The 20,697-nt window shown below is 37.4% G+C and carries 26 protein-coding genes and 1 tRNA gene; 10 read left to right on the top strand and 17 right to left on the bottom strand.

The genetic code is table 11. The annotated features are described in order from the left end of the window. Positions 1-16: 16 nt before the first annotated feature. From QPL79_RS00750 to QPL79_RS00710, 9 genes are all read right to left on the bottom strand, one after another. A complete protein-coding gene (locus QPL79_RS00750; RefSeq protein ID WP_285272874.1) occupies positions 17-445 on the bottom strand; it encodes a hypothetical protein in 429 nt (142 codons plus the stop codon). Positions 446-623: 178 nt separating this feature from the next. After that, the gene (locus QPL79_RS00745) at positions 624-1,487 is read right to left on the bottom strand and encodes a Clp protease/crotonase-like domain-containing protein (protein WP_285272873.1); all 864 of its coding nucleotides are present in this window, start codon (positions 1,485-1,487) and stop codon (positions 624-626) included. Continuing rightward, complete coding sequence (locus tag QPL79_RS00740) at positions 1,468-2,085, bottom strand: nucleoside/nucleotide kinase family protein (protein WP_285272872.1); 618 nt, start codon at positions 2,083-2,085, stop codon at positions 1,468-1,470. Before QPL79_RS00740 ends, QPL79_RS00745 begins: the two co-directional genes overlap by 20 nt. Before the next feature lie 89 nt (positions 2,086-2,174). Next, positions 2,175-2,510 carry a hypothetical protein gene (locus QPL79_RS00735; protein WP_285272871.1) on the bottom strand — a complete coding sequence of 112 codons (336 nt, stop codon included), beginning with the start codon at positions 2,508-2,510 and terminating at the stop codon, positions 2,175-2,177. A 2-nt stretch (positions 2,511-2,512) separates the two neighbouring features. Then, positions 2,513-3,352, bottom strand: a complete 840-nt coding sequence (locus tag QPL79_RS00730; protein WP_285272870.1) for a SagB/ThcOx family dehydrogenase — start codon at positions 3,350-3,352, stop codon at positions 2,513-2,515. A gap of 150 nt (positions 3,353-3,502) precedes the next feature. Further along, complete coding sequence (locus tag QPL79_RS00725; RefSeq protein WP_285272869.1) at positions 3,503-4,741, bottom strand: M20 family metallopeptidase; 1,239 nt, start codon at positions 4,739-4,741, stop codon at positions 3,503-3,505. A 189-nt stretch (positions 4,742-4,930) separates the two neighbouring features. Further along, positions 4,931-5,377 carry a PIN domain-containing protein gene (locus QPL79_RS00720; RefSeq protein WP_285272868.1) on the bottom strand — a complete coding sequence of 149 codons (447 nt, stop codon included), beginning with the start codon at positions 5,375-5,377 and terminating at the stop codon, positions 4,931-4,933. Beyond that, entirely contained in the window at positions 5,346-5,603 is a 258-nt protein-coding gene (locus QPL79_RS00715; RefSeq protein ID WP_285272867.1) for an AbrB/MazE/SpoVT family DNA-binding domain-containing protein, read from the bottom strand. Before QPL79_RS00715 ends, QPL79_RS00720 begins: the two co-directional genes overlap by 32 nt. Positions 5,604-5,797: 194 nt before the next feature. Further along, positions 5,798-6,961: an RNA-guided endonuclease TnpB family protein gene (locus QPL79_RS00710; protein ID WP_285272866.1), complete on the bottom strand. Its 1,164-nt coding sequence runs from the start codon at positions 6,959-6,961 to the stop codon at positions 5,798-5,800. A gap of 62 nt (positions 6,962-7,023) precedes the next feature. Here QPL79_RS00710 and QPL79_RS00705 point away from each other — a divergent pair, with 62 nt between their 5' ends. Further along, positions 7,024-7,323 carry a GDP-mannose 4,6-dehydratase gene (locus tag QPL79_RS00705; protein WP_285273393.1) on the top strand — a complete coding sequence of 100 codons (300 nt, stop codon included), beginning with the start codon at positions 7,024-7,026 and terminating at the stop codon, positions 7,321-7,323. Positions 7,324-7,353: 30 nt separating this feature from the next. Here QPL79_RS00705 and QPL79_RS00700 read toward each other — a convergent pair whose 3' ends face one another. After that, positions 7,354-7,749, bottom strand: a complete 396-nt coding sequence (locus QPL79_RS00700; protein ID WP_285272865.1) for a nucleotidyltransferase domain-containing protein — start codon at positions 7,747-7,749, stop codon at positions 7,354-7,356. After that, on the bottom strand, positions 7,725-8,138 hold the full coding sequence (locus QPL79_RS00695; protein ID WP_285272864.1) for a HEPN domain-containing protein: 414 nt from the start codon (positions 8,136-8,138) through the stop codon (positions 7,725-7,727). The genes QPL79_RS00700 and QPL79_RS00695 overlap by 25 nt, the downstream gene beginning before the upstream one ends. A 360-nt stretch (positions 8,139-8,498) precedes the next feature. On the opposite strand from QPL79_RS00695, the gene QPL79_RS00690 reads away from it, so the two are divergent. The 7 genes from QPL79_RS00690 (at position 8,499) to QPL79_RS00660 (ending at position 13,606) form a co-directional block, all read left to right on the top strand. After that, entirely contained in the window at positions 8,499-8,903 is a 405-nt protein-coding gene (locus QPL79_RS00690) for a glycosyltransferase family 2 protein (RefSeq protein WP_285272863.1), read from the top strand. A gap of 17 nt (positions 8,904-8,920) precedes the next feature. Next, positions 8,921-9,415 carry a glycosyltransferase family protein gene (locus QPL79_RS00685; RefSeq protein WP_285272862.1) on the top strand — a complete coding sequence of 165 codons (495 nt, stop codon included), beginning with the start codon at positions 8,921-8,923 and terminating at the stop codon, positions 9,413-9,415. After that, positions 9,415-10,335 (top strand): hypothetical protein, encoded by a 921-nt coding sequence (locus tag QPL79_RS00680; protein WP_285272861.1) that lies wholly within the window; start codon positions 9,415-9,417, stop codon positions 10,333-10,335. Before QPL79_RS00685 ends, QPL79_RS00680 begins: the two co-directional genes overlap by 1 nt. After that, positions 10,332-11,423, top strand: coding sequence for an ABC transporter permease family protein (locus QPL79_RS00675; protein ID WP_285272860.1), 1,092 nt, complete (start codon positions 10,332-10,334; stop codon positions 11,421-11,423). The genes QPL79_RS00680 and QPL79_RS00675 overlap by 4 nt, the downstream gene beginning before the upstream one ends. Further along, positions 11,416-11,772, top strand: coding sequence for a hypothetical protein (locus QPL79_RS00670; RefSeq protein ID WP_285272859.1), 357 nt, complete (start codon positions 11,416-11,418; stop codon positions 11,770-11,772). Before QPL79_RS00675 ends, QPL79_RS00670 begins: the two co-directional genes overlap by 8 nt. 173 nt (positions 11,773-11,945) lie before the next feature. Next, positions 11,946-12,944, top strand: coding sequence for a hypothetical protein (locus QPL79_RS00665; protein ID WP_285272858.1), 999 nt, complete (start codon positions 11,946-11,948; stop codon positions 12,942-12,944). Between the two features lie 2 nt (positions 12,945-12,946). Next, positions 12,947-13,606 carry an ABC transporter ATP-binding protein gene (locus QPL79_RS00660; RefSeq protein ID WP_285272857.1) on the top strand — a complete coding sequence of 220 codons (660 nt, stop codon included), beginning with the start codon at positions 12,947-12,949 and terminating at the stop codon, positions 13,604-13,606. 43 nt (positions 13,607-13,649) lie between these two features. Here the strand turns inward: QPL79_RS00660 and QPL79_RS00655 are convergent, their stop codons facing one another. The 5 genes from QPL79_RS00655 to QPL79_RS00635 all read right to left on the bottom strand — a co-directional run bounded on the left by QPL79_RS00655 (position 13,650) and on the right by QPL79_RS00635 (position 18,241). Next, on the bottom strand, positions 13,650-14,543 hold the full coding sequence (locus tag QPL79_RS00655; RefSeq protein WP_285272856.1) for a cation diffusion facilitator family transporter: 894 nt from the start codon (positions 14,541-14,543) through the stop codon (positions 13,650-13,652). Between the two features lie 355 nt (positions 14,544-14,898). Then, on the bottom strand, positions 14,899-15,552 hold the full coding sequence (locus tag QPL79_RS00650; protein ID WP_285272855.1) for an ATP-binding cassette domain-containing protein: 654 nt from the start codon (positions 15,550-15,552) through the stop codon (positions 14,899-14,901). Further along, on the bottom strand, positions 15,543-16,190 hold the full coding sequence (locus tag QPL79_RS00645) for an ABC transporter permease (protein ID WP_285272854.1): 648 nt from the start codon (positions 16,188-16,190) through the stop codon (positions 15,543-15,545). Before QPL79_RS00645 ends, QPL79_RS00650 begins: the two co-directional genes overlap by 10 nt. 39 nt (positions 16,191-16,229) lie before the next feature. Further along, positions 16,230-17,147 (bottom strand): ABC transporter substrate-binding protein, encoded by a 918-nt coding sequence (locus QPL79_RS00640; RefSeq protein ID WP_285272853.1) that lies wholly within the window; start codon positions 17,145-17,147, stop codon positions 16,230-16,232. 77 nt (positions 17,148-17,224) lie between these two features. After that, positions 17,225-18,241 carry a substrate-binding domain-containing protein gene (locus QPL79_RS00635; RefSeq protein WP_285272852.1) on the bottom strand — a complete coding sequence of 339 codons (1,017 nt, stop codon included), beginning with the start codon at positions 18,239-18,241 and terminating at the stop codon, positions 17,225-17,227. 423 nt (positions 18,242-18,664) lie between these two features. Here QPL79_RS00635 and QPL79_RS00630 point away from each other — a divergent pair, with 423 nt between their 5' ends. Beyond that, a complete protein-coding gene (locus tag QPL79_RS00630) occupies positions 18,665-19,426 on the top strand; it encodes a hypothetical protein (protein WP_285272851.1) in 762 nt (253 codons plus the stop codon). A gap of 433 nt (positions 19,427-19,859) precedes the next feature. Continuing rightward, positions 19,860-20,231, top strand: a complete 372-nt coding sequence (locus tag QPL79_RS00625; protein WP_285272850.1) for a hypothetical protein — start codon at positions 19,860-19,862, stop codon at positions 20,229-20,231. A 303-nt stretch (positions 20,232-20,534) separates the two neighbouring features. On the opposite strand, the gene QPL79_RS00620 is transcribed toward QPL79_RS00625, so the two are convergent. Beyond that, positions 20,535-20,612 (bottom strand) — tRNA-Arg (locus QPL79_RS00620). Between the last annotated feature and the right edge of the window lie 85 nt (positions 20,613-20,697).

The raw sequence follows: 20,697 nt of genomic DNA, 5'->3' as shown, positions 1-20,697 counted from the left end.
CCAGAGCTTATAAACCTTATGCTCCATTATCAACAATGAAACAGCCCCAGAAAAACGGTATGTAAACAAGAACTATATCCTCCCTAACTCTTGAAGCAGCTAAAACAGTTGTTGAAACCTCTAGTCTAGAGCCTGTGAAAACAGCAATAACTATTCTGCCTCTTTCCCTCAACCCCTTCAAAACTTTGAATAGAGATTCCACAAGACCATTAAAAGAACTTAAATCACTTGGGTCTGGAAACAAGGGATGAACATCGATTTCAACACCCTCAAGAAAGCTTTTAACAATCTCAACAATTTTCTTAGCTTCATCAGCTCTACTTCTCGAAACAAAAACCTCTATGTATTTACAATTGAAAATCTCCTCAACTCTAAAAATAGATGTTAAGAATGCTTCTCTTGGCTCGCTATAGAAAGTAATTAAAACACAGGTTTCATTGCTCATAACATTCCATCGCCATAAAATATTGTGTTACTACTTTAAAATTTGTATTTGTTGATTTGCTAATCAATATGTGATTTGCATTAAAATTAGAAAACTTGGAAGTTAGAGGTGTGTATTTGTTTTTGTTGAAGCACATTAATGCAATGAATCAATACAAAACCATGGTGTTTGTGTATAACTAGTATGTTTTTCTTGATAATCTCCACTTTATTTTTTCTCCAATTCTTTCTGTAAATAGATATTTGAGTATGTTTGGTGTTGTTGCTCTGAATTCTGAGTCTTTAATAAATTTGTTTAGATATGTTCTTGCCATTATTGCTAGTGGTAGTTTATGTGGTAATTCTAGCAAACCTTTTTCAACTAATTCATTAAGCTGACATGCTATTTCAACACTATTTCCAATGCCCAGCTCTATTGAGAGATTCAATGCTTTCTTGCTAAGCCATTTTCTAGTCACAAAATAGTCTATTAGGAGATACAAATGCTCTTTGTAAATGGCATGAACAGTGGAAACAACAGCCTCTGCTTCTCTAGTTAATCCTTTAACAACATGACCTTCAAAATAAAATTCCTCAACACAGCAATCAAGTAACTTATAGCCATCTATGTATATAATCCATGCAAATGCTGGATGTGTATATAGATCAACTATTGTATTGTTTTTAGCTAGAGTCACAGTATATTTTTCGAAAGCAATTATTTTAAATCCCTTGGAAACAAGTTCTTTAATTGCCTTGCTCAAGTCTCTATAATCAATAAGCACATCTATATCCACTGAAACATGCTCAACAGGTTTTCTAAACTTGTACAAAGCATAGTTAAAATCCCTGAGAGCTTCAACAACTTCAGCAACGCTCTTCACATATCTTCTATACCTAGCCTCCTCCAAAACCCTAATGGCACCACCAATATTTGCAGTTCTCAAAAAAGCGAGGAGAATCTTGTTTAAACTAGCAATTCTAGTAAGCTCCTCTACCTCGCTTGGCAAAGGCTTTGCAAAACCATTTAAAATTTCAATTATTCTAAGAGTCTTGGATGCCATAGCTCTTCAACACTCTTGCCACAACCCTTGCTGGGGAATCCTTGGATGAGTCTATAACAAGCCTCGCTAAATACTTTTGCAAAACACTGTAATACATATATTCTCTGGCAAGAAACTCTCTGGGAACATCAGCTCTGCTACTCAAAACACTAAAGCTTGCTGTCAACACTATTGGAAGTTCTTTAAGTGATAAAGCAAATAGGAACCTCCCCAAAACACTATTTAGAAACTTGCCATATCTAAGTGTTGCCATGACCCATACAAGAAAATCCAAAACACCTCTATCACACAAAACAACATCGCTTATCAATTTTTTCAACAATCTAGAAAAAAACTGTGGCAAAAAACCTGTAAATTCAAGCAAAGCAAGAAGAGGTCTTAGATTGCTGGGAGCAGAAAACCTGTAATAGGGGTTGTCAAAACCTTTGAAAACACTAAATTTAGAGAGGATTCTGTAAAGAATTGAAACATGTAAATGACTGCCCCTCAACCAGTGAACAGAAACCCTAAATCTCTTGGACAAGTAAATCAATAAAATGGTTATAGCAGTGGTCTTGCCACTACCATCACAACCACTCAAAACAATTAGTTTAGCCATGGAATACACCGAAATACTTCCAAATAGAAATCGTTTCAGAGCTTTAAACATGATTTAACCAACAATTTTTGCTATTTTAGTGTTGGTGCTTAGAATATTCTGAAGGTGATGTCCAGGGCTATACATATTGCTAGAAACAATGATAAAATGGTTATAGCTATGTACTCTAAAATTGTTTTTAGCGTTTTCAACTTGATTCTTCTTTCAATAACTATTATGAGTCCTGAAACAGAGTGTAGATAAGCCAACACTATGAATAGAATTCTTAGTGAAAAATCTGTGTGTATCGCTCTAGCAGCTGGCAATAAGCGTATCTGTGGATAGAGCATTTGGTATCCACTAAGTGTGTAGAGCACTACTAGTGTTAGAAGGGGTAGAGATGTGGCTTCAACAATTGCCAATGCAATTCTTAGCGATTTGCTCATCTCTACCTCCTGTTTCTCTCTATAAAGTTTTGTATTTCCTCAAAACTTGTTTTTCGAAGAGTTTTGGGCACACCCACAGGAATTATGTACATTGGTACCTCCTCTAGTGGTGCAGACAATATTTTTACTACTTCATTGTCGTAAAAAGCTCCTACAACAACTGTTCCCAAGCCCATTGCTGTTGCCATAAGATACACGTTTTGGCCTAGGTGACCAACCTCCATAGGAACATATCTAACAGCTCCTCTCTCACCATAAATTCTCGTTGTTCTTTCAAAAACAGCTGTAATAACTATGTTTATAGCAGCATCCCTTACCCAGTCCTGGTGAAGAGCTGCTCTATAAAGCTCTTCTCTAAAATCTCCTTTCTTTACAAGTCTAAGAGAATGTGTATAAACATCATATTTGTATATGCCAGCCTCCAAATAGGTTTTATTGTCTATAACAACACACTTTTCACCAACAACAACATAAACCTCTAGAGGATATGTTGCACCAGCACTGGGAGAGGCTCTAAAACCCCAAACAGTATCTGTAACTCCATACGCAGCCCATAGAAGCATTGACAGCTGAAGTATTGTTAAAGGCTCTTGTCTATACTCTCTAATGCTTCTTCTCCAAAGAATAGCTTCTTCAACAGAAACATTTGTTATTTTTCTTGGTAGTGGAAGATAGATTCTGTCCCCAACTCTACGAATTTCTGAAGGCTGTTCATGTAGTGGAGGAGTAGGTGCTAGCTGGGCACCCCTTGACGCAAGAAAATATGTTGCTAATATGTAAACAATTATAGCAATCGTTAAACAAATTCCAATTACATGCGCCAAAAGCTCAATTTTAATCAAAATAGACACCAAATCAGTATTTTTCTAGCAAGTACTTAACTCTTAATAGTTAATTACTAGTATCTTGGCTAGATCAATCAACTTTTCAAAATATAAAAACAGAATTTTCAATGTGAAAAAGAAAGTATAAAATACTACTTTAAATGAGCACTATGTTTTGAGCAGTATCTTGTTTAAGAGTAGAAGATATATCTTACTCATCTTTTCAAACTCGCTAATCGGCAGAAATTCGTCAGCTATGTGTGCTGTTCCTGCTGTTCCTGGACCATATGCAATTGTTTGAATATTCTTCTCCGTGTAATACCTCATGTCAAGACCTCCTAGACAAACTGTTGTCTTTGGCTCTTTACCTATAACTTCCTTAGCTACGCTTTTTGCATATGTAACCAGTTCTGAGTTTGGATTTGTTAAAGCTGGTGGTGATTTGTGAAGAACTCTAACACTGATTTTGACCTCGGGATAGTCAGCTGCAACTCTGTTTATAAACTCCATAAACTCTTTCTCAACACTCTCCAAATCCTCATCCGGCGTAACTCTTCTATCTACTGAAAATGCGTAGTATCCTGGAACAACATTTGTTTTTGCACCTCCTCTAACCTCACCACCAATTGTTATTGTTGGTTTAGCACCTCTCTCATCCTCATACTCATAAACACTTTTTCTAGAGTCTAGAACAGGTTTATACTCACTTATTATTCTCATGGCTATTTTGGCCATGTACTCAAAAGCGTTTATACCAAGCCATGGCGTGGATCCGTGTGCTTGTCTACCATAAACTTCTACCAAAGTCCATAAAGCACCTTTATGACCAATCCAAATAATTTCACTACTACTTGGCTCGCCAATAACAACATAATCTGGTTTAGAGCCAAGCTCTCTCACCAAGAAACCTGTGCCAGTTTCTCCACCAATTTCCTCATCAGGAACCAAAGCAACTTCAACAGAGCCACTAAAACTCTTTGTGGTTTCAACAAAGGATTTGAGAGCTAGAATAAAAGATGCTATACCACCCTTCATATCGCTAGCTCCTCTACCATACACTTTACCATTTCTCACAACAGCATCAAATGGATTGCTACTCCAACCACTTCCAGCTGGAACAACATCGTAGTGACCATTAAAATGAACAACAGGCTTGCCTCTACCCAATCTACCAATCAAAATATATCTTGAATGCAGAGAGTACTCGGGGTAATACCTAGCCACATAGTCTTTAGGCACCTCAACAATTTCAACATCCATTCCCAAACCAGTCAAAACATCTCTAGCATAGTAAACAAACTCCTTATACTTCTCACCAGGCGGATTAACAGTTGGAATTGAAATCATATCCCCTAAAATCTTCAAACCCCAATCGAGATTTCTACTCACATACTCAAGAACACCCATATAGCACCCCCAAAATATTTGCCTCTAAGGTTAGTAAAACTAATGTTATTAACAGATTAAAAATGTTTACATTTTCTTCAGCTTTGGCTTTAATTATGCTAGAACTATCTCAATAACATTTTATATGTGAGGAGTTTAAGATGATGCCATTCTATACCTTGCGATTGCAGCTATAAAAACTATTTCTGTTTAGCAATACTCTTGTTTTAACCTAGTTACATCTAATATAACATCTTTCATGCCACGCTTTTTCACAAATTCCTCAAGTTCTTTATCCACAGTAAGAAACATCATGTTATTTGAAAGTGCTAAACCATAGAGCATATTATCTATAAGATCTTTATGACCTTCTAAACGCATTTTCAAAGCAATTTCTATACTGTTTGCATCAATTTTTCGATGCTTAAATGTTTTCTCTAATAGTTTCACACCCTCAACAATCACTTCGATGTTTTCATCTTTCTTAACAACCTTAGCTATTTTCCACACAGCTTCCAACAAGCTTAGATCACTATAGTACACCTCATGATGTGTTAAACAAGCAATTGCATCTTCAATTTCTACATCTGTTTTAAATCCTACAAATGGTAGTAAAAATGATGTGTCAAGAAGAATTCTCAATTTTTTCTTGTTCACGCAAACTTTCCTCCTCAAGCTCTTTAAACCCTATGTATCCAATCTTAGGTCCGTGAAGAGCATACCAAAAAGCATCTTTTATGGGCTCAATGATGATTCTGTTGTTCTCGACAACTATTCTAACTCTAGAACCTTCTCTAATGCCAAGCCTTTCAGCAGCTGCCTTGGGAATGGTTAATAGCCTTTTCCTACTAACTTTAGCCTCAAAGATAAGTAGATCACTCATACACACCACTGTAATATATAACCAGTTGAGAAACTTAATAAACTTAGTTTAATGCAAATCTAGGAAGCTATGTATTCTAAGTCGTTATCTAATGCATTGATTCATTGATGCTATTTTAAATTAGTTTGCATTTTTAAGCGAATCTATATTGTTTTGTCTTTAGCATTTGTCTGAGGTGCTTCTGACCTCCTCCCCTAGAGGCTCATAGGTTCCCAGCATCTATTCGTTTTCACATCTGTCATCTGCTGGGCAGTCGGGGTGGTCAGAGATCCCCCCATCTCATTAAGAGCCTTTCTTCTAATGTTCAATGCTCCAATCAAGTCCCTGTCTGCTTCTAAACCACATTTCAAGCATTTCAACCTTCTATAACCGTTTTCAACAAGCTTTGAATCACATATTGGGCAAATAGATGATGTTTTTCTTGGGTTAACAACTATTGTTGGAACACCTCTCTTAATTGCTTGCCAATTCATCCAGTAGCTAAGTTTTCTATAGCCAAGCATTATTAGTGATGTTCTGTGGTTCTTCGGAAGCTTCTTAAGAGCTTTGATGAGATTCCTCAAATCCTCCACGGCAACAGCAAATCTATTGCTTTTAGAAATTTCAGCAATATCCTTAGAGACCTTCCTAGCCCAGTCCACAACAATGTTCCTAGATTTTCTGTAGAAGCTTTTTACTCTATTGAGAACTCCTCTTCTCCTCATCCAAGCCTGATATCTTGTTAATGAATACTTTCTTTGAAGCCTTTCAGCCAACAACCTAAAGTGCAAAGCTTTCTCAACTGGTGTTTCAAAATCTTTAACAAGAACATGGTTAGCAACAACAATCTTCTTCTCATTGATATCAACACCAATGACATCAATTGGCTTAATTGTTTCTGGTTTTGGAATATTCTTGGTAATCATAAGAAACATTTTACCATCTCTGTAGACTAATCTAGCCTCTCTGTTTTCATGTGAGTCGTATCTTTTGTTCCATCCAATAATTCTCAGCTTGTAGCCGCCAATGATTTCAACAAAACCATCTCTAATTCTATAGCTCTGCTTATACGTTAACCACATTCTAAGTGTTTTAACCCTTGGAACTCTACCTCTTCTCGAGTTTCTCAACCAAGACTTTGCAATTGCCAAAGCCTCTCTATAACAGTCAATAGCAACTCTGGATGGGAGATTAAACAGCTTTTTCAACTCGTTGTATAGCAACTTATGTGCTTTTGAAATAGATGTTGCATTACTCTTGATTATTTTCTCTATTGAGTAGTTCAAAGCATTTCTATATCTTTTCAGAAAATCTAATACTGTGGGCTCTGGGCTAACCCTCATCCCAATTGTCATGGTTAGCAAACCCTCACAGCCCACAACAAATCACCCAAAAATAAGCAAATTTATAAAATGATTATAAACACTCATCCACACTACAAATAACAAGATTTTCGGTTGATGATGTTGTAAATGCTATAATGCTTGCAATAAGAAATGAAAATGCAAAAGGCGTTTATAACATTGGTAGTGGCACAGCAACAACCATAAATAATTTGGCAAAGCTTGTGCTCAAGCTAATGGGCAAAGAAAATTTGAAGCCTGTATACACATCCCCAAGACCAGGAGACATAAAACATTCCGTAGCAGACATAACCAAAGCGATGAAGGAACTTGGCTACAGACCAAATACAAAACTTGAAAATGGGTTGAAACAGCTAATAACACAGATGAATTTCTAATCTTAATGGATGTGCAAAATAAATGCAAAATCAGTATACAGAACTTTTTAGAGAGGAATATATAGTGATTAGAGAAAGCTTATCTACGAAAACTATCCCCTTTTCCAATGCCTCAATCACCAAGGGATTGTTCTTGGTAAGTAACTTCATGAACTCATTATATGTAATTATTACCGGTTCTACAATTGGATTTCTCTTCATACACTCATAAACCACATCCAATCTATCCACAGGTCTTGTGGGCACATCATCTCTTGTCACTATTAGAACATCTACATCGCTCCATTCATTAAAATCACCTCTAGCAACACTACCAAAAACTACTATCGTTGAGTTGCTTAGTTTTTGCAATACGCATTCAGCAAATCTTTGTGCTTTTTCAAGAAGCTTTTCACGAATCTTTATTCTCTCTTCAACAATCTCCATGTTTCCATCACCCACCTCAGAACCCCTTCAGCCATGTTTATTGCCTCAGAAGATTCTTTTTCAGTATACTGCTCCTCTGGAATTCCCTCGCTCCACACATCGGGATATCTAGTTGGTATATAGTATTTATTCAACCTCATACAAAACTCCACAACATTTTCCGGAATATTACCGAGCACCTCTCTTAATTTAGATATTAGTACAGGTAGTGAATGCCCCGTTTGAGGCTTTCCTAAGCCCCATAAAAAAGCTTTAATAGCTTTTTCAGCAGCTTGATGAGCTTTAAAACAAGCCCAGTTATAGAATCTATGAGCATGATCAACTCTAGCAGACTCCAATGTTTTTAAAGCACTATTAAACCATCTATTGAATTCTTCCTCATCAAACACTGTAAATACCTCCTAACCCTCCTTGACCCAGGATTGCTAAAACTTGAAAACTAATTTGCTTCAATACCTACTACTCTGTTTAAAAATTATTAAAGCTTTCAAATCTTTATACAATGTTTTCAATAAACAATTTTCTCCACACTAAAAAGCGCGACTTAAATCAAACGCCATTAACGCTTTCTTCAATGTAGGAATAAAACACCCACTTACAACACATCAAAATGATTTATGGATAATACCATTGGCGGTGACCTGATTTTCAAGCAATCTAATTTTATTAGAAAGTCAAAGTATTTTTACCCTAGTCTACCATAGAGTATTGTAAGAGAGGTTTTCAAGTTTTGGTGATGGGTCTATTTCATGGTTGATGACCTATCCAAAGACTCTGTAACAATTATTATCCCAACACTTAACGAGGAAGAGGCAATAGGTCTTGTTATAGATGAGTTTCGTAGCTATGGCTATAACAACATTATTGTGATTGATGGTGGCAGTTCAGATAAGACTGTGGAAATTGCTGAGTCGAAAGGCGTGAAGGTTATTTCTCAAGAGGGGAAGGGGAAGGCGATGGCCATAGCAACTACACTTAAATATGTTGTGAATACCCCATATGTTCTTGTTGTTGATGGTGATTATAGCTATCCAGCAAGGTTTTTAGATGAAATGCTAAAGACTATGAATAAATTCAAGTGTGATGAAGTTATAGGGGTTAGGTTATATGGTGATGGCTTACACATACATTTAAGTTTGGTAACATTATATTAACCAATGTGTTTAACTTTTTGTTTGGTACGAAGCTAAGAGATGTTCTTAGTGGCATGTATTTAATTCGAGTTGATAGTGTATCTGATTTACTGTTTGAGATGAAGGGATTTTCTATAGAAAGCGAAATAGTTGCTCACATAGCATCAACTGGTGGAAAAATATGTGAGATTCCAATAGAGTATAGAAAAAGACTTGGCAAGAAAAAACTTGGTGTAAGACATGGTTTTAGAATAGCCTTGGATATGCTGAGACTTGCTTATAGATACAACCCTATATCACTTTCTCTAATAATCTCAATACCATTTCTAGTCATGGGATTCGCCCTTTCTTCATATGTTCTCTATCGTTACGTGGTGTATGGTGTAAAACATTATGTCAAGGGCTTAATCGGTTTGGGCTTATTAGCTGTAGGGGTTCTTGGCATTTTCCTATCGCTACTATCAATATATTTGAAGAGATTTGAAATACGAATATATAGAAGGATTAGAGAACTTGAGAAAAGGTTGGAATAGTGTCCAAAGCTTTTGTGCAAATCCTTGAAACATCAAAAACAATAACACTAGCTATTGTTCGTACAAATTCAATTGCATGGCTGTTGCTAGTTGTTGCAGTGCCAATAGCTATAGCAGTAGCCATTGACACTATTTGCTATTCTAGCCAGTTATATGTAGCCGACTTATCCAATACATTTGCTCAAGTACATGAATCTATGACCATGCCAATAACAAAACATGAAAACATTTACCTATGCTACTTCAATATTGTTGTGAACAACAAAAAGCTGAGTTATGTGGCAACAGTATTAGCAAATATTGATAAGCCGTGTATAGGCCTGGATGTGTATAGATCACTTGGTGTAGGTAAAGTCGTTGTGGAATTGGAAAGCGAAACAATAAATGTTGAAGGTGTTTGCAAACAGAGTTGGCTAAGTCCATTCATTGCACTTCCCATAAACATTACAAACCCTATGAAGCTTGCAAATACCTGTTCATTTACTCAGCTAAGCCTTTCCCAAAACACTTTGCTAAAAATGTCACAGCTTCTTACCCAGGACACAACCTCAGCACTACTTCTCATAAAAAACTATGTTCTAATTGCATATCTGCCAGTATTCATTCCCGCTGCAAATAACGTTCTTCATAGAGTTTCTGCAGTGGTTAAGGCTCTTAGAATTGCTGGTGTTCCCAAAACCATAATCTCATTGTCCCTAATAATCTCTGAGGAAGTTGTTGCACTATTATCAGCAGCAATAGGGGTGGCTGTTGGTGTAATAGCAAGTCACTTGGCATTGACAATAGCAAGCTCAATAGCTGTTGAAGTGCCGTACAGACCACTAGTGCTTAGCAACACTCTTGTTTATGTAATTTATGCAGTAGCAGCATTGCTTGTAGCAACAGTTGTTGCTTTGAGAATTGGTGAAAATGTTTTATGAGAATTGGGATTGCTGCTAAGCTAATTCTTGTAGGCATTGCGTTTTCAATGCCCATAGCCTGTGCAGTTGCCATAGTACTTGGCGTTATCAATGCGCTATATACATTCTATGGCTATGTTGTTTACAGAAATGAGAATGAGATTGTTGTTAGCAATATGGCTTTAGCACCATTCACAGCGCTTATGGATTTTGAATCGCTAATGCATAGACTGAAAAACGTTAGTGGTTTAAGCATAGATTCTGAGGTTATGGTCTTGGCTTTAGTCAATGAAAAAACTGTTTTGATTCGTGGTATAGAAGCTAATTCTTCTCGATACATAAGCGATTTTAGCAATTTGAGCAACTGTCTCTATTGCTGTGTTGTTGGCAGTGATCTTGCAAAGGCCCTGGGCATTGAATTAGACAGTTTTGTAATTGTTTCATCAATGTTTCAGCCAATCTCTATTCCACTAAAAGTTGTTGGCTACACAAATGAAAAGCCATATAGCTACGAAGTGGTTGTGCCAATAGCTGTAGCTCGCATACTTAGACGTGCTACCTCAAACCAGGTTTCAGTTGCCTATATCCATGCTTGGAATAGGGAAAGCATAGAGCTTCTATACAAAAGCCTAGACATAAACATTCCTAGGCCATTGCTTGAAAAAATTTTTATAGCTATTGAGTATATGGGCCAGGAAAAGAAGACAAAATTCTATAGCAGCGTATCAGAAGCCTACTTCTCTAGATTAGGAATAAACCAAACAACTATAATTGCCGCTAGCATAGCGCTATCAGCAATAGTAGCTCTGGGTCTTTATCTCATTGGCCAATCTATACTACATTTAATTAAAAATGAGATTGTGGTGCTTCGAGTAATTGGTGTGCCAAAAATCTTAATTGCCATAATTCTTTGCATTGCAATTCTAGTTTCTATGGTTCTAAGCTGGCTGCTTACATACATAGCCATTGACTTGATAAAACCTGGAATTGTAATAATTAATCACAGCATTCAACTAGTTGTCGACCCACATGTATATGCATCAACATTTGTAATAGCATATGCAATAACAGTTGTGGGAATTGTGAGAAGTGGTGAGCTAAATGAGTAGAAAAATCATGATTGCAACACTAGTAGTTGTAGTACTTGTGCATGTTTTGATATATCTGGCTACTGAAACCCCTTTCTCAACTGATGTATGGCCTCTTATCGAAATTAGTCAAAGGCTTTTGAACAACCCAGATCTGAAGATTTGGATTGATTCTGCATTCGATGGCTACAACAATAGGTGGCCAGGAACCATGCTGGCAGCTGTTGTGCTGAATAGGGTTCTGAAACTTGATTTGTATACGCTTTACGGTCTTTACATGGTTCTAGTACTAAACACAGCAATTGCTCTTCTAGTCTATGCCATATGCCGAAAATGTGAAAACCAGTTCTATCCATGGCTTTGCTTCTAGCATTTCCATCATTTGTTATCTTCACATCATCTACACTCAAAGAGGTTTATTCATATCCAATAATGCTAGCCACATATCTTCTTATATTAAATTCTAAAAATATTTAAAAACACATTGCTTTGCTACCATTGCTAGCATTCTCACAAGTGCTTTGCCACCACCTCTCAACAGCCATGAGCTTACTAATAGCTTTAGGAACTTTAATTGCAATATCTTTAGACAAGCTTCTTGGATATGACACACCCAAGGATATAGCAAAAAACGTTGCTCTTTATCTTCTCATAGGAGTGCCTATAGCTGTAGCATACTACATTATCTATGGTGGGTATGGACTTAGAATTGCAATTGGATTTAGTGATGCAACCACGTTAGCAATGTATCTGTTTGTTGCATACATTACCCCAATTATAGCTCCGCCGAAGAGGGATTGGGGTTTGGCACTAGGATCTCTCATAGTGGGAATTGGGCTGGTAATTTTCGTGGCTATTACTCAACTGCATCTTGTTGCTGGTTTAGAGCTTAAGCTAAGCAATCTCTACCTGTATGCCGTAGGTGCTTTGCTACCAATTCTCATACCTAGGAAACAAAACAAGGTAAGCTATGTGAATCAAAGCCTTTTACTCACAATTGTTGCTATCATGGGGTTTATAATATTTTCAAAGCCAATGCTAACAAATATTCTTCATCGCATCGCCAACTACTTTGCGTTTTACCATAGCATAGCAAGCTACAGAGTTGACAACAAAGCAGCTAGAGTAGTCTCTATATCAACAACAGTTGCTGTAGCAACTATCTCCATGTTAATTCTCTCAACACTGCTTCTAGGTCTTGACAATGTGTGTTTTTACTGGCTCTATAGACAAGAGGATTTAGAGTTGAGTGCATTCCTAATCAAATACTTGAATCCTTCGACAAAAGTTCTTGGAGACGATAAGCTTGGCTATTTGGAGTCTATGAAGCTTGAAGTTGATATAAGTTCTCTGCTTAGATTTGCAAGTCTTGGACTTAGAGCATTAAATCCAAATAGCCTGCTAGTTGTTAGCATAGATAATGTGAGAAGAGGTTTTGCAATAGCTTTGAACATTTATCGCTTGCCTGCTTCATTGCACTTTCTTGAATCAACTCTTTCACGAGTTTATTCATCACCAAACAATGCAATGTATTGGTGTTGAACATGGCTATTCTCGAGCTTCGAAATATTGTTAAGAAGTATGGCTCTCTGGAGTTGCTGAAAGGGTTGAACCTTCTACTATCAGAAAGTGATATAGTAACTGTGAAGGGTAGAAATGGAGTGGGCAAGTCAACTCTATGCAAAATAGTAGCCTTAATCATGTCACCAGACTTGGGTGAGGTAATATTTCAGGAAGTTGAAGTTAATAAGCTTGGTGATTACCAGAAATCCATGTTGAGGTTAAAGCATATAGGTTATGTGGATCAGCAATACACATTGATACCAACGCTTAAGGTTATAGACAATGTTGAGCTTCCTCTAAGACTCTTAAACATGGAGAAAAGTGTTAGGAGAAAGAAAGCTGAGGAGATTTTAAGTATGCTGGGGTTGAAGGGAAAGGAAGAGCTTTTTCCATCGCAGCTATCAGCAGGAGAACAGCAGCGAGTTGCAATTGCTCGTGCTCTTGTAAAGAGCCCTAAGCTTCTGGTCATGGACGAGCCTTTTTCGAGTTTAGATGACGAGGCTATGGCAATGGTGATTGATGTTCTCAAGGACTATGCCAAAAGCCATGAATGTGCTCAGCTTATAACAACAACAGACTTGGGTTTTTCCTTAGGAAACAAGATATATGTTCTTAGAAATGGGAAGCCCATAAGCGAATAGCCAAGTGAAAGTTTCGCAGCAAATGTTTAAAACAGTTGATTGATTAGTCCTCCAATCTTTTTATTTCCTCAATTATTTTTCTATATGTTGGAGGCTCCTTTCTTCTCGAAACAAATTCTATAGCTATGTGCTTAGCATTTGGAACAATACTTTTAATTTGTGCCTCAATTTGTTTGCTAAGCATTTCAAGGTCTTCAACATCATTATCCTCTCCTACCTCAACCTCAAGCATAATCAAATACTCATTCTCTGTAATCATAACAGCCTTTAACTCGTTTACATCATGAACTCCTGGAACTGATAAAACTGCATTAATTATTTTTAGCATTTCTTCTTTTGGCGGTGCTCTTCCAATAAGTATTGAATAATATCTATAGCTAACTGCTGTGGAAGATACAAGAACTATTATAGAAATTATGATGCTACCAATAGAGTCAATAACATGGCTCATAGTTGCAATTGATGTGAATGCAATTGCGCTACCAAGAAAATCTGCAAAACCATCAACTAAAGCACTTACATTAGCAGGACTATTTTCTTCTTCTCTTGTAGATAATGCTAACAGCAAGTTAAAGCCATTAACAATAAGCGCTAGCAAAACCAGGGTCACTGTTTTAATGCCAGCATTAATGGGCTTGGGATTGGCAAATGAGTTTATGGAATTCACAATAGATGTTGAAAACAAGAACCCACCTATAATAGATATGGATATTAAGCCAAACACATACAATGCTCTGCTCATTCCAAATGGATAAGCAATTGAGCTTCTTCTACTTGAAATAAACATGCCAAGAATTATTAGCCCCAAGCCTATGCAGTCACCAACATCATTGAGTATATCAGCTAGTAGAGAAGCAGAGTTCGTGCCAATAAAGCCCATTATCTTTAACAACAATGTAATAAAATTGATTATGAATGAAACATATATTGGATGCATTTCTTTATCTCATCACCAAACAGTAACTTATATAGTGTGTATAGATTTGCTTAAAAATCTATCGAAACAAAACAAAAAATGTTGTTAATATCCCGTTTGTCCCTAGAGGGTTGTTCCGTGTTTTTTAGGGTTATTTAGGGTTGCCTCTAGGGACTTCCACCTCGCCCACAGATCACGTGCTATCACTGTGGGCTCACCGGCGGCGGTCGAGCCCAACGGCACGGGGCTCCCATCTACGTTGAAGCCTGCGGGCTTGGAGCAACGCTCCCATCGCCCCACAGGCTTCTAACCATCTACAAAATTCCCTCAGTAACACTAATAAATTTTTGTGCCCTGGTTAAGCCATGTTTCATCCTCATGTTGAATACTTTATTTTACCTGAAATTATTTCTATGATGTTATTTGATGTTTCTATAAGTTCTTTGTACATATAGTGTGTTGCTACAATTGTTATTTTGTTCTCCTTCACCCTGTTTTTGATTTCCTCTAGTAACAGGTTTTGCCTTGTTTCATCAAGAAATGTGAATGGCTCATCAAGAATAAGCACATATGGGTTTAGTACTAAGGCTCTTACTATCGACACTATTTTTGCTTGGCCAGCACTTAATTTATGTGAAGATCTGTTTAAAATTTCTTCAAGTCCATATTTATTCACATAGTAGTTAAGTGTAGCAGTATTGTAGGCATTTCTAATTGTTAACCCAATCTCTATATTATACTTTACAGTGCCTCTTAAGAGAATTGGCTTGTCGTGAACAAACACAATATCTCTTCTAATTACTGTTTTTTCATCTTCTTTCAATTTCCAAAAATCCTTGTTATTTACAAGAACAAAGCCTTGAGAAGGCTTTAGAATTAGAGAAACTATTTTTAGTAAAGTTGTTTTTCCAGCTCCATTGGGTCCAACAACTATATAGAGTCCTGGCTTCTTAAAATTTAGGTTTATGTCTTTTAAGGCATATGTGAAACCATCGTAGCTATGCCAAACATTTCTAAGCTCTATCTCCATATAATATACTCACCAAGAATTTTCAAGCTAAGCACAATAGCTACTGTGATTAGTATTAGTATTAGCCCAAGGTAAATAGCATACTCATAGTTTCCAATAGATGTTTGTATAGCTATGGCTGTAGTCAAAACATTCGTGTATCCCTCTATGCCACCACCAGCAATAAGAGCAACACCAAGTTCTCCAATAGCTCTGGAAAAAGCTAGGAGGTAAGAGGATAGAAGAACAGGTGTCAACTCCCTCAACAGAAATGCTGTAACCTGTTTTTCCAGGCCACCTAAGGACAATACAAGTTCTCTAACATATTCTCTAGCACTATGAACATGTCTAATCATAAATGTGAAGGCCACAGGTAGCGCAACAAAAAACTCTCCAAATATTATTGCATAAGGCGTGTAAAGAATTCTAAGAGGTCCAAGAGGGCCACCAGGATATAGAAGCATATAAACAACAAGTCCTATGGCCGTTGTTGGAACTCCCACAAGCGCTTCAAAAATACCTGTAACCATTTCAACAATTCTCTTCCCCATTCTAGTAATGTAGAAACTCAAAGCAATTGCTACGACAAATGCTATTAGAGAAGATGCAGAGGATACATACAAACTTCTCATTGTTACAGATAGCAAGGACTCAACCATAATCAAACAACCCAGTTAAAAAGAAGTTAAAAACTCTTTTTAGCCTAATTTTGTTAGGGAGCGCCAGGCCTCTTCAACCATAGTTTCATTACCTTTAGCAGGATTTACAAGCCCCTTGTACTTATTATTTAATAGATCCTGGCCTTGATTCATCACATAGTCCCTTAGCTTATATGCTACATACCACGTAAACTGGTTATCACATGAAGGTGCTTTTGATAGATATATTGCATACACATTTATTAAGTATTTGAAGTCCCTCTTCAAATCAGCCAGGTTGCTTAGCTTGCCTTGACTCTTTAGATTTAAATATGAGCCTACATCTGTTAATGTATAGGCTTTGAGATTATCAGCCATTAGAAGTGTTTGGGCCATGCCCTGACCTGATTTCAGATACCATGGCCTGCCCTCTGGATTAAGTTTTAGTAGTTTCCATAACTGCAACTCTCTAACATTTGTACCAGACATGTCACCTCTGCTAACAAATTTTGCTAAGCCTTTTTCCCCAGCCTCATATATTCTCTTAAAAGCATCGACGGCATCCGAAGCCTTACTCACATTTGCAGGATCATCAGGTGGTCCAACAATTATGAATTCGTTGTATCCGAAAATCGCTAGTCTTTCTATCTTACCTTGGTTCATGTATTGAAGCTCAAGAGAAGGTGCATGGGTAAAGCCTATGCATGCAGAGCCATCTGATAAAAGCCTTAACGCCTCGCCACTTCCTTTAGCCAACACATTGAATTGAATATTCAACTTAGTCAAGTTTCTAAACTCATTAAAGAAACTGTTGAGTATACCTATTTGGTAAAGCGATGTAGTGGTTGAGACCACTATAGAGTTTGTCTGCATCCCAGCTTCTCTATGTCCTCCATAGTAGTACCCCACGAAAAATCCTGCGACACCAGCAACAATCACTGCAACAATTACTAAGCTGTACATTAGAGCTTGTTTCATGCAAATCACGCTAAGAAAAATTTTTCTTGTGGAGGGGTTTATAAGCGTTATCTATGAGTATTGATAACGCTTTTTCGTTATGTTATTGCCAATATTTCTCCTATATCTTTTGGAATTCTATAGCCTTCGCACGATTCTAGAAAGCTTTGAAAGTCTTTATCTTTTAGAATAGAGGAGAATATCTTTATGACAGTAGGGTCTATGGATTTTGCTAAGAATACAAAGTCGAAGCTTTCCCATGTTACAGGAGCAAATTTTAGGTTATGTAGTTTTGCTGCATAAGCTATTCCAAGACCTATATCGGCAACACCACTTTTTATAGTATTAGCTACATCAACATGTGTTTCTCCTTCCACAAACCTCATCACATTTTTTCCACCTAGTTTCTCAATCCATTGATCTAAAAGCACATTAAATATCATTCTAGTACCTGTTGAAGCAGGTCTTAAAGCAATTGTGTAGACTCCTGTTGCTATAGACTTTGCAACATCTTCTAGACTTCCTATAGAGCTTCTAGCCATAAATCCTTGCAACCTGTCATAGCCTCTCACAACAACAACTCTATTCTCTAGACCAAGCTTCTTAACAAATCTTATGTTAGAAGGTCTTAAATTCTCATCAACTATGTGAATACCAGCAAAATCCGATTCCCCCAGCGAGAGTGAGGCTAGCCCAGCAAAAGAGCCAACAAATTCGCTAAAGACAAGAAACCCTCTTTCCTCAAGCATACGAAGCAAATACTCTAATGCAATATCATGGCTACCTCTATAGTACAAAAACATTTGGGAAAAGCTAGGCTTCTCAAAACTAATTCTTTGATAACTCGCTAAGTACCTTTTCAATAAATCCACTACACTACTGGACAACTTAACCCCGCCACCAAACCTACCACCCCTATAAACAGATCCTATACCACCCAAACCAAGCCCCACCCTCCTAACAATAGACCAGGCCCTGGAATAATTAATACCAACAGCCTTAGAAGCCTTGTTTATAGAGCCATAACTAAGAACATTAACCAAAAGCTTTGCAACATCTCTATTCATAACCTCCACTCCTCTAAACCTATAAACAACATCCTGCTCAAAACCCATTCAAAACCCCATACAAACCTTAAAACAATGCATCTTATAAACACTATCGAAAAGTTTACAGTCATTAGATTTTACAACTGAAAGTTTTGCCATTTATGGTGGGGATGAAGGTTTATAAGTTTTGTGCATAATATTCTTCGCGATGATGAATCTGATAATATTCACTATTCGGTGATGGGTTGCCCCCAAGAAATTGATGAGGGTTTGGCAACCCAGAGTATTCATATGGGGGAAGCTTCGACCCTCCCGACTGCCTCCCGTATGACAAATGTGAAAACAAATAGATGCTGAAAAACCTATGAGCCGCTATAGAAACCCTTGTTCCTTAGTGTGGGGAGGAGGTCAGAACCATAATTCCTCTCTTTAGCTGATTTTCATAAAAAAATAAGCTGAGTAGCTATATAGAGAATTTTGGGTGGCTATATGCATAGGTTAATTAGGTTGAGCAAAGCTTTGGGCTCAGTCCACATATTAGCCACAGTTATAGTGTTGGCAATAGTTGTTTCAGCCTCCTTGCTCTATTTTCATCACTGGAGTGCTTCCAGCAGTGGTGTTATCTCAGCACCTAAACCTAGTGTTAATGCAGATGCAAATGTAACTATGGCTTTTGAGTATATTCGCAGTAATTTTGGCAAATTCGTTGTTGTTGATGGTAGCGGCGTGTTGTATCAAGCCATGTTAAAGCCTTTGAGCAGTCATGGCATTAATGTTCATAGGCTTAAATCACTTGATGAGCTAAAGTTAATTGATTGCCCAAAGATTCTAATAATTGATTTGCTGGATAACAGTATTGCTAACGAATTAACCTCTTCTACCACCCTCCCCAACAAACTTCATGAATGCATGATGAACGGAACTTATGTGCTGATAGCCTATAACGATACTAGGCTGGCTGGCGAGGTGTGGAGAAAACTTTTTGGAACTAGCTTCCCATATGCTAGCTCAGAGATTACAGCAACTAAGGTGTGGAGTAGTGGTAAGAAAGAGTATGTTGTTATGAAAAGATTGTTTGGTATTGTAGGCATGACATACAAAATTGATAATGGTAGGCTTATACCAGTAGGGGTAGGAGGCCACGTAATATCTGATGCAGCGAATAAAAACATTGAGAAGCTAGTAAGCGACGCTTTAGAGGGCCTTGTTGTAAGCATTATGAATGCGGAGAAAGAGTTTAGTGGTAGATGATGAGGATAGCGAAAAAGGTAGTAGCATTTACCACAACACTGTTAATATCAATATTGCTACACCCACTCACAGCAAATGCAAGCCTCAGCCAACAGAATTGGACTCTAATATTCTATCGAAATGATTATTATAAGGATAATTATGGTCATATAGTATTCTATACTATACTATAGAGATATACAAGTTCTCGGGCTATGTTCAAAATGGATATGTTGAATGGTATGCTATATACCTACGGGATACAAATGACCCGGTAAATCCCTCGGGCAACACTGAAGGATGGACTGTTGCAGGCAGGGCTGGTCAGTCAGCCACAGGTGGAGGTGTTGGTCCATATATTTATGATGTTTATGGCGCACTTGGTTTCGATAGATCAATACCCTCTTCATCGCAAACAGCAGGTTGCGTGACACAGCTCACAGAATCCTTTAGCATGTCAGTTTCTGTAAGTAAAGATGGTCCTGCAATATCGGCGACATATGGAATTGCAATATCCTGGCAACCAAATGGGGTTTCATGGAGTTTAACAGATGTTTATCCCAAAACTCATTGGGAGTTCTGGCACTGTAATGAGCCTCCTTCAAATTCCGCAGAACTAGGAGTGGCATGGACATTTGAAGTGACAGCTGTATATTCAAAAGTATATCCAGAGAAACCGAACGCTATAAGGTATGTTGTTGAAGTAAGTCCCTCAGCTGGATTTAGACACTGGTACCAAAAATGTTTCCTATGGTGGTGTTGGTGGGAGTGGGACTATTCTATACACTACCCCATTCCAATAGAGATATCGTTTAGTAATCAATAAAAAGCTTTGAAACAACTAATTCTCAACTTTATTTATTTTTCTAACCATTTTCTACCAACATGAAATGCATCATGTTTCAATTGCAATAACAATTATATGTGATATCTGATGAGAGAATCAGTGATAATAAAAGACTTGCTGTAGAAAGCACATTCTGTGCTTGGCATAAGTGAATCAAAATGAGTTACAAATTCTATACTTAACACGTAAATGCAGTACAGTTTAGTTTCAATTTCTATTTCAAGTTCTTCACAGTTGACCATACTTATGAAGGTCTGCAATAAGCTTATAGACAATTGGTTGTGGCGGGCCCGCGGGGATTTGAACCCCGGGTCTCCGGCTCCGCAGGCCGGCGCTTTGTCCAAGCTAAGCTACGGGCCCTTTTATTTTGTTTGCTTCTAAATTTTTATGTCTTTATTGCTTATTAATGGTTGTTTATTAATTCTATTCATTGATTTGATTCATG

The organism is Ignisphaera cupida (assembly GCF_030186535.1).
GTDB classification, from domain to species: Archaea; Thermoproteota; Thermoprotei_A; order Sulfolobales; family Ignisphaeraceae; genus Ignisphaera; species Ignisphaera cupida.
The sequence above is the reverse complement of the archived record's forward strand: the minus strand, read 5'-3'. Positions and strand labels throughout refer to the sequence as shown.

Bases quoted from the DNA above. Each gene is read 5' to 3' on its own strand.
- QPL79_RS00750 (WP_285272874.1), bottom strand. From the start codon at position 445: ATGAGCAATGAAACCTGTGTTTTAATTACTTTCTATAGCGAGCCAAGA.
- QPL79_RS00745 (WP_285272873.1), bottom strand. From the start codon at position 1,487: ATGGCATCCAAGACTCTTAGAATAATTGAAATTTTAAATGGTTTTGCA.
- QPL79_RS00740 (WP_285272872.1), bottom strand. From the start codon at position 2,085: ATGGCTAAACTAATTGTTTTGAGTGGTTGTGATGGTAGTGGCAAGACC.
- QPL79_RS00735 (WP_285272871.1), bottom strand. From the start codon at position 2,510: ATGAGCAAATCGCTAAGAATTGCATTGGCAATTGTTGAAGCCACATCT.
- QPL79_RS00725 (WP_285272869.1), bottom strand. From the start codon at position 4,741: ATGGGTGTTCTTGAGTATGTGAGTAGAAATCTCGATTGGGGTTTGAAG.
- QPL79_RS00715 (WP_285272867.1), bottom strand. From the start codon at position 5,603: ATGAGTGATCTACTTATCTTTGAGGCTAAAGTTAGTAGGAAAAGGCTA.
- QPL79_RS00700 (WP_285272865.1), bottom strand. From the start codon at position 7,749: ATGGAGATTGTTGAAGAGAGAATAAAGATTCGTGAAAAGCTTCTTGAA.
- QPL79_RS00690 (WP_285272863.1), top strand. From the start codon at position 8,499: ATGGTTGATGACCTATCCAAAGACTCTGTAACAATTATTATCCCAACA.
- QPL79_RS00675 (WP_285272860.1), top strand. From the start codon at position 10,332: ATGAGAATTGGGATTGCTGCTAAGCTAATTCTTGTAGGCATTGCGTTT.
- QPL79_RS00670 (WP_285272859.1), top strand. From the start codon at position 11,416: ATGAGTAGAAAAATCATGATTGCAACACTAGTAGTTGTAGTACTTGTG.
- QPL79_RS00665 (WP_285272858.1), top strand. From the start codon at position 11,946: ATGAGCTTACTAATAGCTTTAGGAACTTTAATTGCAATATCTTTAGAC.
- QPL79_RS00660 (WP_285272857.1), top strand. From the start codon at position 12,947: ATGGCTATTCTCGAGCTTCGAAATATTGTTAAGAAGTATGGCTCTCTG.
- QPL79_RS00655 (WP_285272856.1), bottom strand. From the start codon at position 14,543: ATGCATCCAATATATGTTTCATTCATAATCAATTTTATTACATTGTTG.
- QPL79_RS00650 (WP_285272855.1), bottom strand. From the start codon at position 15,552: ATGGAGATAGAGCTTAGAAATGTTTGGCATAGCTACGATGGTTTCACA.
- QPL79_RS00645 (WP_285272854.1), bottom strand. From the start codon at position 16,190: ATGGTTGAGTCCTTGCTATCTGTAACAATGAGAAGTTTGTATGTATCC.
- QPL79_RS00640 (WP_285272853.1), bottom strand. From the start codon at position 17,147: ATGAAACAAGCTCTAATGTACAGCTTAGTAATTGTTGCAGTGATTGTT.
- QPL79_RS00635 (WP_285272852.1), bottom strand. From the start codon at position 18,241: ATGGGTTTTGAGCAGGATGTTGTTTATAGGTTTAGAGGAGTGGAGGTT.
- QPL79_RS00630 (WP_285272851.1), top strand. From the start codon at position 18,665: ATGCATAGGTTAATTAGGTTGAGCAAAGCTTTGGGCTCAGTCCACATA.
- QPL79_RS00625 (WP_285272850.1), top strand. From the start codon at position 19,860: ATGTCAGTTTCTGTAAGTAAAGATGGTCCTGCAATATCGGCGACATAT.